This is a genomic window from Serratia sp. YWN4 (assembly GCF_055790845.1).
Genome location: NZ_CM147696.1, coordinates 4,605,739 through 4,622,232, shown reverse-complemented (window position 1 = coordinate 4,622,232; position 16,494 = coordinate 4,605,739). Strand labels below are relative to the sequence as shown.

The 16,494-nt window shown below is 56.4% G+C and carries 14 protein-coding genes and 1 riboswitch; of the genes, 3 read left to right on the top strand and 11 right to left on the bottom strand.

Annotated features, from left to right (window positions below; all coding sequences use genetic code 11):
* Window positions 1-248: 248 nt before the first annotated feature.
* Window positions 249-1,016: a DedA family protein gene (locus ACX9GT_RS21365; RefSeq protein WP_473188605.1), complete on the top strand. Its 768-nt coding sequence runs from the start codon at window positions 249-251 to the stop codon at window positions 1,014-1,016.
* A gap of 36 nt (window positions 1,017-1,052) precedes the next feature.
* Here ACX9GT_RS21365 and ilvN read toward each other — a convergent pair whose 3' ends face one another.
* From ilvN to sgrR, 7 genes are all read right to left on the bottom strand, one after another.
* Window positions 1,053-1,346, bottom strand: a complete 294-nt coding sequence (gene ilvN, locus ACX9GT_RS21360) for an acetolactate synthase small subunit (RefSeq protein ID WP_024527189.1) — start codon at window positions 1,344-1,346, stop codon at window positions 1,053-1,055.
* A 3-nt stretch (window positions 1,347-1,349) separates the two neighbouring features.
* The gene (gene ilvB, locus ACX9GT_RS21355) at window positions 1,350-3,044 is read right to left on the bottom strand and encodes an acetolactate synthase large subunit (RefSeq protein WP_473188604.1); all 1,695 of its coding nucleotides are present in this window, start codon (window positions 3,042-3,044) and stop codon (window positions 1,350-1,352) included.
* A gap of 111 nt (window positions 3,045-3,155) precedes the next feature.
* On the bottom strand, window positions 3,156-3,269 hold the full coding sequence (gene ivbL / locus ACX9GT_RS21350) for an ilvB operon leader peptide IvbL (RefSeq protein WP_459401273.1): 114 nt from the start codon (window positions 3,267-3,269) through the stop codon (window positions 3,156-3,158).
* 88 nt (window positions 3,270-3,357) lie between these two features.
* On the bottom strand, window positions 3,358-4,062 hold the full coding sequence (thiQ, locus tag ACX9GT_RS21345; protein ID WP_473188603.1) for a thiamine ABC transporter ATP-binding protein ThiQ: 705 nt from the start codon (window positions 4,060-4,062) through the stop codon (window positions 3,358-3,360).
* Window positions 4,049-5,662 (bottom strand): thiamine/thiamine pyrophosphate ABC transporter permease ThiP, encoded by a 1,614-nt coding sequence (thiP, locus tag ACX9GT_RS21340; RefSeq protein ID WP_473188602.1) that lies wholly within the window; start codon window positions 5,660-5,662, stop codon window positions 4,049-4,051. The genes thiQ and thiP overlap by 14 nt, the downstream gene beginning before the upstream one ends.
* Window positions 5,638-6,624 (bottom strand): thiamine ABC transporter substrate binding subunit, encoded by a 987-nt coding sequence (thiB, locus tag ACX9GT_RS21335; protein WP_473188601.1) that lies wholly within the window; start codon window positions 6,622-6,624, stop codon window positions 5,638-5,640. Before thiB ends, thiP begins: the two co-directional genes overlap by 25 nt.
* Window positions 6,625-6,681: 57 nt before the next feature.
* Window positions 6,682-6,794: riboswitch (TPP riboswitch) on the bottom strand.
* Between the two features lie 37 nt (window positions 6,795-6,831).
* The gene (gene sgrR, locus ACX9GT_RS21330) at window positions 6,832-8,493 is read right to left on the bottom strand and encodes an HTH-type transcriptional regulator SgrR (protein WP_473188600.1); all 1,662 of its coding nucleotides are present in this window, start codon (window positions 8,491-8,493) and stop codon (window positions 6,832-6,834) included.
* A gap of 210 nt (window positions 8,494-8,703) precedes the next feature.
* Here sgrR and ACX9GT_RS21325 point away from each other — a divergent pair, with 210 nt between their 5' ends.
* Both ACX9GT_RS21325 and ACX9GT_RS21320 read left to right on the top strand, forming a co-directional pair.
* On the top strand, window positions 8,704-9,891 hold the full coding sequence (locus ACX9GT_RS21325; RefSeq protein WP_473188599.1) for a sugar efflux transporter: 1,188 nt from the start codon (window positions 8,704-8,706) through the stop codon (window positions 9,889-9,891).
* A 143-nt stretch (window positions 9,892-10,034) separates the two neighbouring features.
* The gene (locus ACX9GT_RS21320) at window positions 10,035-11,507 is read left to right on the top strand and encodes a DASS family sodium-coupled anion symporter (RefSeq protein WP_473188598.1); all 1,473 of its coding nucleotides are present in this window, start codon (window positions 10,035-10,037) and stop codon (window positions 11,505-11,507) included.
* Window positions 11,508-11,558: 51 nt separating this feature from the next.
* On the opposite strand, the gene leuD is transcribed toward ACX9GT_RS21320, so the two are convergent.
* From leuD to leuA, 4 genes are read right to left on the bottom strand one after another with little or no spacing between them, the layout of a single operon-like run.
* The gene (gene leuD, locus ACX9GT_RS21315) at window positions 11,559-12,161 is read right to left on the bottom strand and encodes a 3-isopropylmalate dehydratase small subunit (protein WP_473188597.1); all 603 of its coding nucleotides are present in this window, start codon (window positions 12,159-12,161) and stop codon (window positions 11,559-11,561) included.
* A gap of 11 nt (window positions 12,162-12,172) precedes the next feature.
* Window positions 12,173-13,573, bottom strand: a complete 1,401-nt coding sequence (gene leuC / locus ACX9GT_RS21310) for a 3-isopropylmalate dehydratase large subunit (protein WP_473188596.1) — start codon at window positions 13,571-13,573, stop codon at window positions 12,173-12,175.
* A 3-nt stretch (window positions 13,574-13,576) separates the two neighbouring features.
* On the bottom strand, window positions 13,577-14,668 hold the full coding sequence (gene leuB, locus ACX9GT_RS21305; RefSeq protein WP_473188595.1) for a 3-isopropylmalate dehydrogenase: 1,092 nt from the start codon (window positions 14,666-14,668) through the stop codon (window positions 13,577-13,579).
* Between the two features lie 2 nt (window positions 14,669-14,670).
* Complete coding sequence (gene leuA / locus ACX9GT_RS21300; protein ID WP_473188594.1) at window positions 14,671-16,245, bottom strand: 2-isopropylmalate synthase; 1,575 nt, start codon at window positions 16,243-16,245, stop codon at window positions 14,671-14,673.
* Window positions 16,246-16,494 lie beyond the last annotated feature (249 nt).

The following is a 16,494-nucleotide window of genomic DNA, read 5'->3' as shown; positions in this document are numbered from 1 at the left end:
CTTGAGTAAGCTCCTGGGGATGCTCGCCCTTGCCGCCTAGCTGCAACTTGAAATCCATTGGGTATACACCCTTCTTCAAGCGGCAGCGTTGTTGCGAAATCAAATGAATTTTAGCATGGTCTTTTATACAGTATTTTTTCATGATCGTCTTATCTAAACAAAAGCACATATAATTCATTGGTTGACTCGCTGTGAGGTGAGCCGGACAATCCTTCGCCCACACGCTCTTGCTAACGAACAGAGGTCTAATGGAAGCCTATTTACAGCATCTGATCACTCAGTCATTGGCTTTCACCCTGCTGGTGGTGATGTTAGTGGCGTTTCTGGAGTCACTGGCGCTGGTCGGCCTGCTGCTGCCCGGCACGGTGATGATGGCCAGCATCGGCGCACTGATTGGCAGCGGCAAGGTGGATTTTTACATGGCCTGGGGGGCCGGGATTGTCGGTTGCCTGTTGGGTGACTGGAGTTCCTATTTTATCGGCCGTGCCTTTAAGGGGCCGCTGCACCGTTGGTCATTTCTGCAAAGAAATCGGGCGATGCTGGATAAAACCGAGCATGCGCTGCATCAGCACAGTATGGTTACCGTGTTGATTGGCCGCTTTATTGGCCCAACGCGGCCGCTGGTGCCGATGGTGGCCGGTATGCTCGATCTGCCGCCTTACAAATTCGCCCTGCCGAATATCATCGGCTGCCTGACCTGGCCGCCGGTCTATTTCTTCCCCGGGATTCTGGCCGGTGTGGCGATCGATATCCCTAACAGTGATGGCGGCGGTTTATTCAAAGGGTTACTGCTTGAGGTGGTGCTGTTGATTTGTCTGGCAGCTTGGCTGAGCTGGCGCTGGTGGCGTGAAGGTAAACGTGGGGCTGATAAGTTGGCACTCTGGCTTACGCCGCTGCGCCTGCGCGTCGTCTGTGTTGTGAGCTGGGTAGCCGCGCTGGTCAGTTTCTATTATTTGCTGCAACAACCTTTGATGCCGGTTTATCGGCATTTGCTGTGGAAGGTGTTGGCGGGTTGAGATACCCGCCAACGGGCAATCGGGGTGCCATCAATCTTATTGGAAGAACGCTTCCAACTGTTCAAACACCCGCATATCTTCGCTGTGGCGTTTCACCTGCAACACATCTTCCAGCTTCTCTACCTGGCTGATCATCTGCACCAGGCGCTGATCGTCGGCCACCAGCAGCCAGATGCGGCTTTGCGTGCCGTCTTTCAGCGGCATACACAGGATCCCTTCCACGTTGAAGGCGCGGCGGGCAAACAGGCCACAAACGTGCGTCATGACACCCGGATGGTTACGCACGGCCAGCTCCAGGATCACCTGCGGATTCTTTTGTAGTGACTGCATGGCTTATTCTCCAATCATTTCGATGTTGGCGGCACCCGGTGGCACCATCGGGTAAACTTTTTCATTGATATCGATCAGCGCATGGATCAGGCAGGGGCCAGGGCGCTGGATGGCGGCCATCAGCGCGGCTTCTGGATCTTCTTCTGCGTTCAGATCGCAGGTATCCAAGCCGAAACCAGCGGCAATTTTCAGGAAGTCGGTACGCTTCGGATAGGTAGCGGCATAGATATGCTGCTGATAAAACAGGGTTTGCTGCTGATGCACCAGCCCCAGCGCCTGGTTGTTCATCAGAATGATTTTGACGTCCAGATCGTGCTCAACCGCCGTCGCCATTTCCTGAATGTTCATCATCAGGCTGCCGTCACCGGAGAAACACAACACTTTGCGCTGCGGTTCGGCCAACGCCGCGCCGATCGCCGCTGGCAGGCCAAAGCCCATGGTGCCTAAACCGCCGGAAGTCTGCCATTGGCGCGCGCGGCTCAGTGGATACGCCTGCGCAACCCACATCTGATGCTGGCCAACGTCGGTGGTGATAATGGCGTTTTCATCCACACAGCGCGCGGCGGCTTTCACCAGCCCGTAATGGCTCAGCGGATCCTCAACATTCGGCATGTTGAACGGGAATTCACCCTTCAGATCGTTAACGATTTTCAGCCATGCGCTGCGCGGCTGCGCTTCGATCAGCGGCAGCAATTGTTGCAGCACCTGACCGACATCGCCATGAATCGCGATATTGGCCTGCTTGACCTTGCCCAGTTCGGCGCGATCGATATCCACGTGGATGATGTCGGCGTTCGGGCAGAACAGCTCGGTTTTGCCGATGGCACGATCGTCGAAACGGGCACCCAGTACGATCAACAGATCGGCTTCCTGCAAGATAAAGTTGGTGCTGCGCGCCGCATGCATGCCCAACATCCCCAGTGACAATGGATGTTCTACCGGCATCGCGCCCAGCGCCATCAGCGTCATGGTGGTGGGCAGGTTGGCGCGCTCGGCCATCTGCAAGGCGGCTTTATGCGCTTCGGCACAGATAATACCGCCACCCAGATACAGCACCGGGCGCTTGGCCTGGTTGATCATGGCGGCAGCCTGAGTGACTTGTGCGCTGTCAAAGGCGGGCGGGGCATCCGGCACGGCGATCGGCGGCAGTTCATCCAGCTCAATCACTGCGGTTTGCACGTCTTTCGGGACGTCGATCCATACCGGGCCTGGGCGGCCAGATTCGGCAATGCGGAAGGCATCGCAGATCACCTGCGGCAGATCGCGGATATCGCGCACCAGGTGGTTGTATTTGGTAATTGGGATCGAAATACCGTAGGTATCGACTTCCTGAAAGGCGTCGGTGCCGATCATTGAGGAAGGCACCTGGCCGGTAATACACACCAGCGGAATGGAATCGAGCTTGGCATCGGCGATGGCGGTGACCAGATTGGTGGCCCCTGGGCCGCTGGAAGAAATACAAACCGCCGCTTTGCCGTTAGTGCGCGCCATGCCCTGGGCCATAAAACCGGCACCCTGTTCATGGCGGGCCAATACGTGCTTGATCACGGTGCTTTGGCTCAGTGCGTCGTACAGCGGCAGCGCTGCGCCGCCGGGGATCCCTGCAATGGTGGTAATGCCCTGGCGCTCCAGCAGATGTACGATCAGCTCTGCGCCAGTGAAGCGGTGTTTCTGGTGTGGCGTACCCGAAATTGCCATGTTCCTATCCTTAGTCAAGGCCGGTTCGCATTTCTGGGCAGGGAACTAAAACAAGAAACCCCGCCCGGTTTGCGCCGGCGGGGTTTGGGAATCGATGCGTTGATTCGGACCCTACGGCGCACTGCCGACGACCACCACCACACGCACGACGACTACCGCGGCTGGTAGCGCGGTGGGTAGTAGAGTCGAAGTCAGCGAGGATGCGATCACAGGGAACCTTATCATCAGTAGTAAAAAACAGGATTTTATAAAACCACAGGTGCAAAACTCGCACAACAGGTTTATTGATTCAGCATAAAAAACGCGCCTTGGATCACGTTCTTGTTGCAATGCCCAGCACGCGTGCTTCTGGGGTGCTGCCTTCGATCAACGCCTGGGTTGGGCCGTCGTAATAGATGCGGCCATCCACCACCAGTAAGGTGCGGGGGGCGATGTGGGCGGCATCTTCCAGATTGTGTGAAACCATTAACAGCGTGAGCTGGCGGAGATCGCACACCTCTTGCAGCAGTTGCAGCATCTCATTACGCAGCGCCGGATCGAGCGCGGAGAAAGGTTCATCGAGCAGCAAAATCGGTTGCTGGCGAATCAGGCAGCGCGCCAGTGCGGCACGCTGACGTTGGCCGCCGGAAAGCTGCGCAGGCAGGCGTTGCAGGTGTTCCTCCAGCCCCACCTGCTGGGCGATCTGCGCCAACTGCTGCCGCTGGCCGCTATTCAAACGCAGGCCAGGATCCAGCCCCAGCCCGATGTTTTGCGCCACCGTCAGGTGGGCAAACAGGTTGTTCTCCTGAAACAGCATAGAAACCGGGCGCTTGGCCGGCGGCGTGGCGGTGTGGTCGCTGCCGTTCAACAGAAGTTTGCCACTGGCCGCCGGTAAAAAACCGGCGATCAGGCTAAGCAGGGTGCTTTTACCGGCACCGCTTGGCCCCAACACCGCGACGTGCTCGCCCGGTTGAATGCGCAGGTCAAAACGCATCGGCAGGTGTTCATACAGATAGGTCAGTTTTTCAAGCGTCAACATTGGTATGGCGGCCCGGTAAGCGTTCAATCAGGGTAAACAGCAGGAAACACAGTAACAGCAGCAGCGCAGCGGTCACGGCCCCGTCGTTGCTGCGGTAGGAACCAATCTGCTGATACAGGTAAAAAGGCAGCGTGCGGAACTGTTCGTTGCCGAACAGGGCAACCACGCCGAAATCACCAATCGACAGCACGCAGGCAAATGCCAGCGCCTGTGCCAGCGGGCGTTGTAGCGCTTTCAGCTCAATCCAGCGCACGCGCTGCCAGCCGTGGATATCCAGCGACAAGCAAAGAGGGTTATAGCGTTCGGCCAGATCGCGCATCGGGTTCTCCAGCACTTTCAGTGCGTAAGGCACCGCCATCAGCGCGTTGGTGAGGATCACCAGCGCGTAGGGAGATTGCGGTAACCCGATGGTATCGCTCAGCAGCAGGAAGAAGCCGGTTGCCAGCACAATGCCCGGCATCGCCAGGATCAGCATGCCGCTCAGCTCCAGCATTTGGCCCTGTGCGGGCCGTTGCCGCAGTTTCAGCTCGCGGCTGCTCCACAGCAGCATCATGGTCAGCACCACGCACAGCAGACCGGCACCGAGTGCGATCCGCAACGAAGTGAACAGCGCCTGCCACAGTAACGGCTGTTGCAGCACGGTGATCAGGTGGTGATTGGCTCCGTCGATAATGACTGCCAGCAGCGGTGGTAACAGCAATAACAGGGCAGCGCTGATCAGCAGCGTATCGCCGATGCGCCGCCCGCGGCTGTCTTCCGGGTTACGCCAGGCTTGAGCATGGGTATGGCCGACCGGCAGCGCCTGGTTCAAGCGTTGGCTGATCACCACCAACCCAAGGCAGCAGGTCAGTTGGATCAGCGCCAGCAGCGCGGCGCGGCTGAGATCGTAGTCGTAACTCAATGCCTGATAGATCGCCAACTCAATGGTGGTGGCCTGTGGCCCGCCGCCCAGCGACAGCACGGTGGCAAAACTGGCGAAGCACAGCATAAAGATCAACGCACCGCTGGGCAGGATCTGGCGGCGCAGTGCGGGCCATTCCACAAAGCGGAACTGCTGCCAGCCGTTCATCCCCAGTTGTGCCGCCAGTTGGCGTTGTTCGGTGGGGATATTTTCCAACGCCTGCAACAGTAAACGGCTGGCCAGCGGCAGATTAAAGAACAGATGGGCCAGCAGGATGCCTTGCAGGCCGTAGGGTGAGAAACTGTAATTGATCCCCAGCCAGCCGCACACAACCGCCAGCCAGCCTTGCTTGCCGTACACGCTCAGAATACCGAAAACCGCCACCAGCACCGGCAAGACCAGCGTCATGGCACACAGGCGCAGCAGCAGGTTGCGGCCAGGGAAGCGCCGCCGATAAAGCGCGCGGGCCAGCGGGATGGCGGGCAGTACCGAGATCAGGGCCGACAGCAGCGCCTGCCAGAAGGTAAAACGCACCACATGCCACAGATAGCGGTCTTGCCATAAGCTACGCCAGTCGCTGCCGGGGGCGTGCCGCCATAAGGAGCCCATCGCCAGCAGAGCGATCAGCCCGATCAGGCCAGCGGCCAGCAGCCCCGGCCATAACCAGCGCGGGATCAGTGGCTGACGGCGGTTTGCCATGCACGAACCCAGTCACCACGTTGCTTTGCCACCTCTTCAGCACTGAATTGCAATGCGGTTTGCGGCACGGTCATCTGCTCAAAACCTGCTGGCAGCGTGGTTTTAATCACCGGGTACATCCAGTTACCGGTCGGGATGGTGTTCTGGAAAGCGGGCGTAACCATAAACTGCATAAAGCGCTCTGCCAGCTCCGGGTTTTTGCTGGCCTGTAGTTTAGCGGCCACTTCGACTTGCAGGTAATGGCCTTCGCTGAAGTTGGCGGTCGCGTAGCTGTCTTTTTTCTCTTCAATCAGATGGTAAGCCGGGGAAGTGGTGTAGCTCAGCACCAGATCGCCTTCGCCTTTCAGGAACAGGCCATAGGCTTCGCTCCAGCCTTTAGTGACGGTGACGGTTTTTTTCGCCAGCTGTTGCCAGGCTTCTGATGCTTTGTCGCCATACACTTTCTGCACCCACAGCAGCAGGCCAAGCCCCGGCGTGCTGGTGCGCGGATCCTGATAAATGATCTTCCAGGGCTGATCGCTGCTCACCAGTTCTTGCAGGCTTTTTGGCGGGTTTTTCAGTTTGTCTTTGTTGTAAACAAAGGCGAAGTAGCCGTAATCGTAAGGGATGAAGGTGTTGTCCTGCCAGCCACCCGGCACGGTGAGCTTGCCGGTATCAATCTGGCTCGCGGCGAACAGGCCGGTTTGCTTTGCCGCTTGCAGCAGGTTGTTGTCCAACCCTAGCACGATATCGGCAGCGCTGTTGTTGCCCTCCATCCGCACGCGGTTGAGCAGTGAAACGCCGTCTTCTAACGCCACGAATTTCAATTCGCAGTCGCAGTCGGCCTCAAAGGCTTTTTTAATTGCCGGGCCAGGGCCCCAGTCGGCAGCAAAAGAATCGTAGGTGTAAACCGTCAGCGTAGGTTTAGCCAGCACGGGCGTGGCAGCCAGCAGCAGTAGGTAAGGCAGGTATTTTTTAACCACTTTGCACTCCTGAGATTTAAGGGGCAAAGGGCTCTGAGGGCGTGAATCAGTGAAATTTAACGCGCCATGCTCAAATCCCTCCGCCGGTATTGACCGGATCAGGTTCGACGGGTGTACTCTCAGCGGAAAAACATACTGCACTGGTGTTTTCCGCACCCCGTTGAGACGGCGCTATTGTAGAGACTAAGTGGCAGCGGTGAAAGAGACTTATGTTTCCGGCGGGGCGAACCAGGCCGATTTAAAGTCGAACCACCCGAGGGTATTCATCCGCACCCCGCGCATAGTGCGTTGGCCGTGCAGTTGCAACCAGTGATGGAACAGCGGGTGCAACTGGTGGCTGCTGACCAAACGCTGGCAGAACTCCGCCAGCGGCAAGCGGTTATCGCGCCACAGAGCCGCATCGTCGGCGATATCTGCGCTTAAACAGTGCTGGATTAACGGTGTTTCATACAGCGTGGCAAATAGGGAAAACTCCAGCGGCAGCGTGAAGTTGGCGCTGCCAAGCCATAAATCGCTGTTCGCACTACCTTTATGCCAGTCATCGTAGTTGATGATTTGCACGTTGAGCTTGATTCCATGTTGCACCAGTAAGGCGGTGATGGCCTGCTGGATGGCGTGGAATTCCGAGTGCTCGCTGTAGAAAGTTAACGTTAGTTCGGTTAGCCCCGCAGGCTTGGGTTGTTGCCGCAACGCGCGGTTATGTAACCAGCGTGGCAGAATGCCGTAGGCCGGTGCCCAATAACGTTGATATACCGATCCTGCGTGGCTCAACAGGGCGATCGGGTTGATCAGTTCACTCAGCCAACTGCGGATTTCAGGGTTGGCCGCCAGCGTGGATCGCTGGTCAAACAGCAGGAAATAACAGCCTTCTTCAAGGCGGCTTTCCAACTCATTTTTACCCGTTTCATCCCCCTGCAACTGCACGCCTGAATGCACCAGTTCTTCGGTGACTTCTGGCAGCACCCAGATGTTGACTTCATCAATCAGCGCGCGATAGCCAAAGTAATCATCGAAGGCATGGATCTTCATCTGGCTGCGATGATTGTGTACCACGCTGTAAGGCCCGGTGCCGATAGGATGGCGGGCGAAATCCGGCAGGCTCTGCCATTCGCGTGGCAGGATCATCGCATGCACGCTGCCCATCAGCCAGGGCAGCCAATAGTCCGGGCTGTGCAGGTGGACGTCGATCACATAAGGCGTGGGAGAAGTGACTTTATCGATATGGGAAAACAGGGGCTGCGGGATCAGCCGATTCAGAGAATGGATCACGTCTTCCATCTCCAGCTCGCGGCCATGATGGAAGCGAATCGCCGGGCGCAGATAAAAGCGCCAGTGCAAAGGCGTTACGGCCTGCCAGTGATGTGAAAGATCGGATTCGATTTCCCCGTTTGCCTCATTTATGCGCGTCAGACCGTTGAAAATTTGCCGCGCCAGATGGGTTTCTGAGCGGCGTAGTGCCGAGCCGGGCAGCAGGTTGTAAAGCTGGCGATAGTAGAGCACCCGCAGGATATGTTTACCCTGACGAAAGCTGCGCCCCAGTTGGGAAAGCAGCATCTGGCGCACGGCATTTTTGTCGCCCACCAGTTGCACCAACTGATCGATTTTATCCTGCTCCAGCAACTCTTCAGCGCGCTGCTGCTGAAGTGCCAGGCCGGTGTAATGGAAGCTGAGCTGTGAACGCTTGCCACGCCCGGCTTCGGCCTGCCAGGTGAGCCAGCCTTGCTGCTGCATCGCACCTAACAAGGATCGCACATGACGGCGTGAGCAACTGAGCACCTCGGCCAGCTCTTGCAACGTGGTTTCGGTGGGTTGACCATGGCAGCGTTGCCACAGGCGGATAAACTGTTGTTGCAAGCGCGAGGTAGACATAAAAGAGGAACTCTCCGGTATCAATCCGTCAATTTATCTTTCCCTATATTACGCCGATAATTTACCCCTGATAAAAAAATGTTTCTGAGTAATGGTGCTTTTCACCAGCCAGTGGGGTAACCCACTGGTATTTTTATCTGCAACGTCACTTTCTTCTGTAATTTTCCTTCTGTAGCATAAGCCTCTTTGTTTCTGGTCAGGGACGCAGGTATGAATGTTAAACGCTGGTTGCCACGCCGTTTCAATCCCGTTTTTGCCGCTTTTCTGATCATTGCCTTTCTTTCCGGCATCGCTGGCGCGTTGCAGGCTCCCACGCTGAGTTTATTTCTTACCACCGAGGTAAAGGTCCGCCCGCTCTGGGTCGGGCTGTTTTATACCCTGAATGCGATCGCTGGGATCACTGTCAGTTTCCTGCTGGCGAAACGTTCAGATACCCGCGGCGATAGGCGCAAGCTGATCCTGCTGTGCTGCCTGATGGCGGTGGGTAACAGCCTGCTGTTTGCCTTCAATCGCGATTATCTGACGCTGATTACCGCCGGGGTGCTGCTGGCAGCAGTAGCCAATACGGCGATGCCGCAGATTTTTGCGCTGGCGCGTGAATATGCCGACAGTTCGGCACGTGAAGTGGTGATGTTCAGTTCGCTGATGCGTGCCCAGCTTTCATTGGCCTGGGTGATTGGCCCGCCGCTATCGTTCATGCTGGCGCTGAATTACGGTTTTACCCTGATGTTCCTGAGCGCGGCGGCGATTTTTGTTATCTGCGCATTGCTGGTGTGGCTGATACTGCCTTCGGTACCTCGCGCGCAGGTTGAAATCAGCGTGGATTCACCACCCATCGCGCCGATTAGCGCCTGGCGCGATCCTGATGTTCGCTTGTTATTCCTGGCCTCGATGCTGATGTGGACCTGCAATACCATGTACATTATTGATATGCCGCTGTATATCACTGCCGATCTCGGCCTGCCGGAGCGGCTGGCGGGGTTGCTGATGGGCACGGCGGCGGGGCTGGAAATCCCGGCCATGCTGCTGGCGGGTTATTACGTCAAACGTTTTGGCAAACGCAACATGATGCTGATTGCGGTCGCGGCGGGCGTGCTGTTCTATGCCGGGTTGGTGTTGTTCAAATTCAAGGCCGCGCTGATGGTGTTGCAGCTCTTCAATGCGATCTTTATCGGCATTATTGCCGGGATCGGTATGCTGTATTTTCAGGATCTGATGCCGGGGCGGCCGGGAGCGGCAACCACCATGTTTACCAACAGTATTTCTACCGGGGTGATCCTGGCGGGCATATTGCAAGGCGCGCTGGTGGAGAATTTTGGCCACTACGCGGTTTACTGGTTGATCACCCTGTTGGCGATGCTGGCGCTATGGATGTGCGCCAGAGTGCGCGAAGTGTGAAGCTGAACAGTGGCTTACTTGATGCATATCATTGAGAAAATCGCACCATACTCCCTAAGATAGACACTATCAGAGCGTGAACCTCGCGCTCTTGTCCATCTTGTTGTTGAGATGCCGATCCCGTTGATAACATTGGGTATGTTATGGATAAACTAACTCCGCTAAAGCCCGTTCCTTCTCTGGTTGCCATCATTGTTGCTCTGATTATCTGGTTTGTCATTCCGGTGCCTGAAGGGGTTTCCCCCAATGCCTGGCACTTGCTGGCGCTGTTTATTGGGACCATCGTGGCCATTATCGGCAAGGCGATGCCGATTGGCGCGGTTTCTATCATTGCCATTGCGCTGGTGGCACTGACCGGCGTGACTAACCCTGGTAAACCGGCGGCCGCATTGGATGATGCACTCAGTGGCTTCTCCAACCAGCTTATCTGGCTGATCGGCTTTGCGATCATGATCTCCCTCAGCCTGAATAAAACCGGTTTGGGTGCGCGTATTGGCTACTACTTTATCTCGCTGTTTGGCAAAAAGACGCTGGGGATCGCCTATGCGCTAACCATGGCCGAAACGGTGCTGGCACCGGTGACGCCAAGCAATACCGCCCGTGGTGGTGGGATCATTCACCCGATCATGAAGTCGATCGCCGACAGTTTTGGCTCTAAACCTGAACTGAATACCTCCGGCACCATTGGCCGCTATCTGGCGTTGGTGAACTACAATATCAACCCGATCACTTCGGCGATGTTTATCACCGCAACCGCGCCTAACCCGTTGGTGGTTAACCTGATCGCCAAAGGGGCTGGTTCTGAATTTGAACTGACCTGGTCGATGTGGGCGATCGCCGCGTTGGTACCGGCAATCTGTTCGCTGATCGTGATGCCGCTGGTAGTCTATCTACTGTATCCGCCGGAAATTAAAAGCACCCCGGATGCGCCGCGTTTTGCGCAGGAAAAGCTACAGGCGCTCGGTGTAATCACATTGGCAGAGAAAATCACGCTGGGCGTGTTTGCCCTGTTGCTGGTGCTGTGGGCCGGGGTTCCCGCCATGATTTTTGGCCCGGTGCTGGCGGTGAATCCAACCACCGCAGCGGTTATCGGTTTGGCAATCTTACTGATGACCGGCGTGCTGAGTTGGGATGACGTGCTGAAACACAAAGGAGCCTGGGATACGGTGGTATGGTTTGCCGCACTGGTGATGATGGCAACCTTCCTCGGCAAACTCGGGCTGATCGGTTGGCTGTCGAAAACCGTCGGAACGGGTATTGATAGTATGGGGATGAGCTGGGTCGGCGGGACGATCTTGCTGACGCTGATCTACCTGTACTCGCACTATTTCTTTGCCAGCACCACGGCGCACGTTACTGCCATGTTCGCCGCCTTCTTTGCCGCCGGTATCGCTTTAGGCGCGCCGCCTGCGCTGCTTGGCCTGATTCTGGCGTTCTCTTCATCGCTGATGATGTCCTTAACCCACTATGCGACCGGTACCGCGCCGATTATCTTTGGTTCCGGCTATGCCACGCTGGGGGAATGGTGGAAAACCGGCTTTGTGATGAGCGTGGTCAACCTGCTGATCTGGATGGTGGTTGGCGGGCTATGGTGGAAGTGGTTGGGTTATTGGTAATAAAGAAAAGGGGACGAGCGATCGTCCCCTCTGATTTAGTTTCGATAACGCTTAGTTCAGAAACGCCGGTTGTTCGGCCTCATAGCGCGAGATATCCGCTGCGTGTTGCAGCGTCAGGCCGATGCTGTCCAAACCGTTAATCATGCAGTGGCGGCGGAAGCTGTCGATCTCAAACGGATAGCTTTTGCCCCCGGCATTCACCGTCTGGTTTTCCAGATCTACCACAAACTCGATCCCTTTGTGCTCTGCCACCAGCTTGAACAGCGTGTCAACATCCTGCTCGCTCAGAGTGACCGGCAGTAACTGGTTGTTGAACGAGTTGCCGTAGAAAATATCGGCAAAGCTCGGTGCAATCACCACTTTAAAACCGTAATCAGTCAGTGCCCAAGGCGCGTGTTCGCGGGAAGAGCCGCAACCAAAGTTTTCGCGCGCTAACAGGATGCTGGCCCCTTGGTAACGCGGTTGGTTCAGGATGAACTCTGGGTTAGGCTGCTGACCGGCGTCGTCCAGAAAACGCCAGTCGTTGAACAGGTGCTGGCCGAAACCGGTACGGGTCACTTTTTGCAGAAACTGCTTCGGGATAATGGCGTCGGTATCGACGTTGGCCGCATCCAGAGGCACCACTAAACCGGTATGTTGAGTAAATTTAGCCACGGTGGTGCTCCTTAATGCAGTTCACGGACATCGGCAAAATGGCCAGTCACGGCAGCGGCAGCCGCCATCGCCGGGCTGACCAGATGGGTACGCCCACCACGGCCCTGACGCCCTTCGAAGTTACGGTTGCTGGTGGACGCGCAGCGCTCGCCGGGGTTCAAGCGATCGTTATTCATCGCCAGACACATAGAGCAGCCTGGCAAGCGCCATTCAAAACCGGCTTCGATAAAGATCTGATCCAGCCCTTCGGCTTCTGCCTGAGCTTTCACCGGGCCGGAGCCTGGGACCACAATCGCTTGCACGCCGTTAGCGACTTTACGCCCTTTGGCAATTGCTGCCGCCGCGCGCAGATCTTCGATGCGTGAGTTGGTGCAGGAACCGATAAACACTTTATCGATCGCCACCTCGGTCAGTTTGATACCGGGTTTCAGATCCATATAGGCCAGCGCTTTTTCGGCAGAAGCACGCTCAACCGGATCGCTGAAGGATTCCGGTGCCGGGATCGCCTGATTGACGGCGATAACCTGGCCGGGGTTGGTGCCCCAGGTGACCTGTGGCGCAATCTCTTCGGCGCGCAGGGTGACGACGGTATCGAACTTGGCATCGGCATCGGATTTCAGCGTGCGCCAGTAGGTAACCGCCTGTTCCCAATTAGCACCGGTCGGTGCAAACTGACGGCCCTTCAGATAATCGAAGGTGGTGTCGTCTGGTGCCACCAGGCCCGCTTTGGCACCCATTTCAATCGCCATATTGCACAGCGTCATGCGGCCTTCCATGCTCAACGCTTCGATCGCTTTACCGCAGAACTCCACGACGTGGCCGGTACCGCCCGCACTGCCGGTTTTACCAATAATGGCCAGCACGATGTCTTTGGCGGTGATGCCTTCTGCGGCCTCGCCGGTCACTTCAATCTTCATGGTCTTGGCGCGGCCCTGTTTCAGGGTTTGCGTTGCCAGCACATGTTCAACTTCCGACGTGCCGATACCGAAGGCCAGTGAGCCAAACGCGCCGTGGGTGGCGGTATGGGAGTCGCCGCAGACGATGGTCATGCCCGGCAGCGTCATGCCCTGCTCAGGGCCGATAACGTGCACGATGCCCTGGAACGGATGATTCAGGTCATACAGCGAGACACCGAACTCCGCACAGTTTTTGATCAACTCCTGCATCTGGATGCGCGCCATTTCGCCGCTGGCGTTGATGTCTTTGGTCTGGGTGGAAACGTTGTGATCCATGGTGGCAAAGGTTTTGCCCGGCTGGCGCACTTTACGCCCCATCGCGCGCAGGCCATCAAACGCCTGCGGAGAAGTGACTTCATGCACCAGGTGGCGATCGATGTACAACAGCGGCGTTTCGTTCGGTGCTTCATGCACCACGTGGGCATCGTACAGTTTCTGATATAAAGTCTTGGCCATGATTTATGCCCCCTGAGCCACGAAGCGGGCAATGATGTCGCCCATCTCACTGGTGCCGATCGCTTTGCCGTCACCGGCCAGATCGGCAGTGCGGTAACCCTGTTCCAGCGCCTGATTGATGGCGTGCTCAATGGCGTCTGCGGCTTCATCGGCACCCAGGCTGTAACGCAACAGCAGGGCTGCGGACAGAATTTGTGCGATTGGGTTGGCAATGTTTTTGCCTGCGATGTCCGGTGCGGAGCCACCCGCGGGTTCAAACAGACCGAAGCCTTGCTCGTTCAGGCTGGCGGAAGGCAGCATACCCATGGAACCGGTGATCATCGCGCATTCATCAGACAGGATATCGCCGAACAGGTTGGAGCACAGCAGCACGTCGAACTGGGACGGATCCTTGATCAACTGCATGGTGGCGTTATCGATATACATGTGCGACAGCGATACGTCTGGGTAATCTTTAGCGACCTGAGTCACCACTTCACGCCACAGGATCGAACTTTGCAGCACGTTGGCTTTATCGATGGAGGTGACTTTGTTGCGGCGCTTGCGGGCTGATTCAAAGGCGATACGCGCAATACGTTCGATCTCAAAGCGGTGATACACTTCGGTATCGAAAGCACGCTCATGCATGCCTTGGCCTTCACGGCCCTTCGGTTGCCCGAAGTAGATGCCGCCGGTCAGTTCACGTACGCACAGAATATCGAAGCCGCGGGCTGAGATGTCGGCCCGCAGCGGGCAGAAATCTTCCAGCCCCTGATACAGACGCGCCGGACGCAGGTTGCTGAACAGCTTGAAGTGTTTACGCAGCGGCAGCAGCGCACCGCGTTCAGGCTGCTCTGCCGGTGGCAGGTTTTCCCACTTGGGGCCACCGACCGAACCGAACAGAATGGCATCGGCCTGTTCACAGCCTGCCAGGGTGGCCGCTGGCAGCGGGCTGCCGTGGCGATCGATGGCAATGCCACCGACGTCATATTCTGATTGGGTGATGCGGATACCAAAACGCTGGCGCACTGCATCCAGCACTTTGTGGGCTTGGGCCATCACTTCCGGGCCGATTCCGTCTCCGGGCAAGACGGCAATGTGGTAAGTCTTCGTCATGTTCACACCGTTTCCTGATTATTTTGTTGTTTGGTTTGCTGCAAGCGCTGCTTTTCTTTTTCTACCTGCTGTGAGCGCCAGATATTATTTAATACGTGAATCATTGCCTTGGCGGAAGATTCGACGATGTCGGTAGCCAAGCCTACGCCATGGAAACGGCGGCCTTGGTAAGACACGACGATATCAACCTGGCCGAGAGCGTCACGGCCCTGGCCTTTGGCGGTCAACTGGTACTTCACCAGTTCGATAGGGTATTCGGTGATGCGGTTAATCGCTTGATACACCGCGTCCACCGGGCCGTTACCGGTCGCCGCTTCGGCTTTTTCTTCATCGCCGCAGATCAGTTTGACCGAGGCGGTAGCCATAATACTGCTGCCAGACTGTACGCTGAAGTAGCCCAGGCTGAAATGTTCGGGTTCTTCCTGCTGTTTGTTGATAAAGGCCAGCGCTTCCAGATCGTAATCGAACACTTGGCCTTTCTTGTCGGCCAGTTTCAGGAAGGCAGCGTACAGCACGTCCAGATTGTAATCCTGCTCCTTATAGCCCATCTCTTCCATACGGTGTTTCACCGCCGCACGGCCGGAACGTGAGGTCAGATTCAACTGCACGTCTTTCAGACCGATGGTCTGCGGGGTCATGATTTCGTAGTTTTCGCGATTTTTCAGCACACCGTCCTGATGGATACCGGAGGAGTGGGCGAAGGCGTTGGAACCGACGATGGCCTTGTTGGCAGGAATTGGCATGTTGCACAGTTGGCTGACCAACTGGCTGGTGCGGTAAATTTCCTGATGATTAATATTGGTATGCACATTCATGATGTCCTGGCGAACTTTGATCGCCATGATCACTTCTTCCAGTGAACAGTTACCGGCACGCTCGCCGATACCGTTCAAGGTGCCTTCTACCTGGCGAGCACCGGCCTGTACTGCGGCGATCGAGTTACCGACAGCCATGCCCAGATCGTCGTGACAGTGAACGGAAATAATCGCCTTATCAATGTTAGGTACGCGATCATACAAAGTGGTGATAATGCCGCCAAACTGGTTGGGGGTGGTGTAACCGACCGTATCGGGAATGTTGATGGTGGTGGCACCGGCGTTGATGGCGGCTTCCACCACGCGACACAGGTTGTCAATCGGTGTACGGCCAGCATCTTCACAGGAGAATTCGACATCATCCGTGTAGTTGCGCGCACGCTTCACTGAGCGCACCGCCATCTCCAGCACTTCGTCAAATGAGCGCTTTAATTTTGACTCAATGTGCAGGGTGGAGGTGGCCAGGAATACGTGGATACGGAACGCTTCGGCAACGCGCAGCGCTTCCGCCGCCACGTCAATGTCGTTGTCTACACAGCGGGCCAGGCCACAGACGCGGCTGTTTTTGATCTGGCGAGCGATAGTTTGTACCGACTCAAAGTCCCCCGGAGAAGAGACCGGGAAGCCGACTTCCATCACGTCGACACCCATCCTTTCCAGCGCCATGGCGATCTGAATTTTTTCTTTCACACTCAGGCTGGCTTGCAGTGCCTGTTCGCCGTCACGCAATGTGGTATCGAAAATAATGACTTGTTGGCTCATTTGATAGTTCCTTATCGTGTTTGCTTCACGCTAAGCGGGCAAAAAAAAACCCGCGCACTAGCGCGGGTTTCTACAGATGATGGGCTGAATCAGTTCTGAACTCTGCCCACCAGCATACCGCGCAAAGAAGATGCGTTAAGTAGTAGGCCTAGTAGACGATGAGTACGGATCATTGAGGTCAGCTTCTCTAAAAATGTGTTCGTTGCCTAATTTGATACTTTATTGGCTGTGTGATGTCAACATTTGATT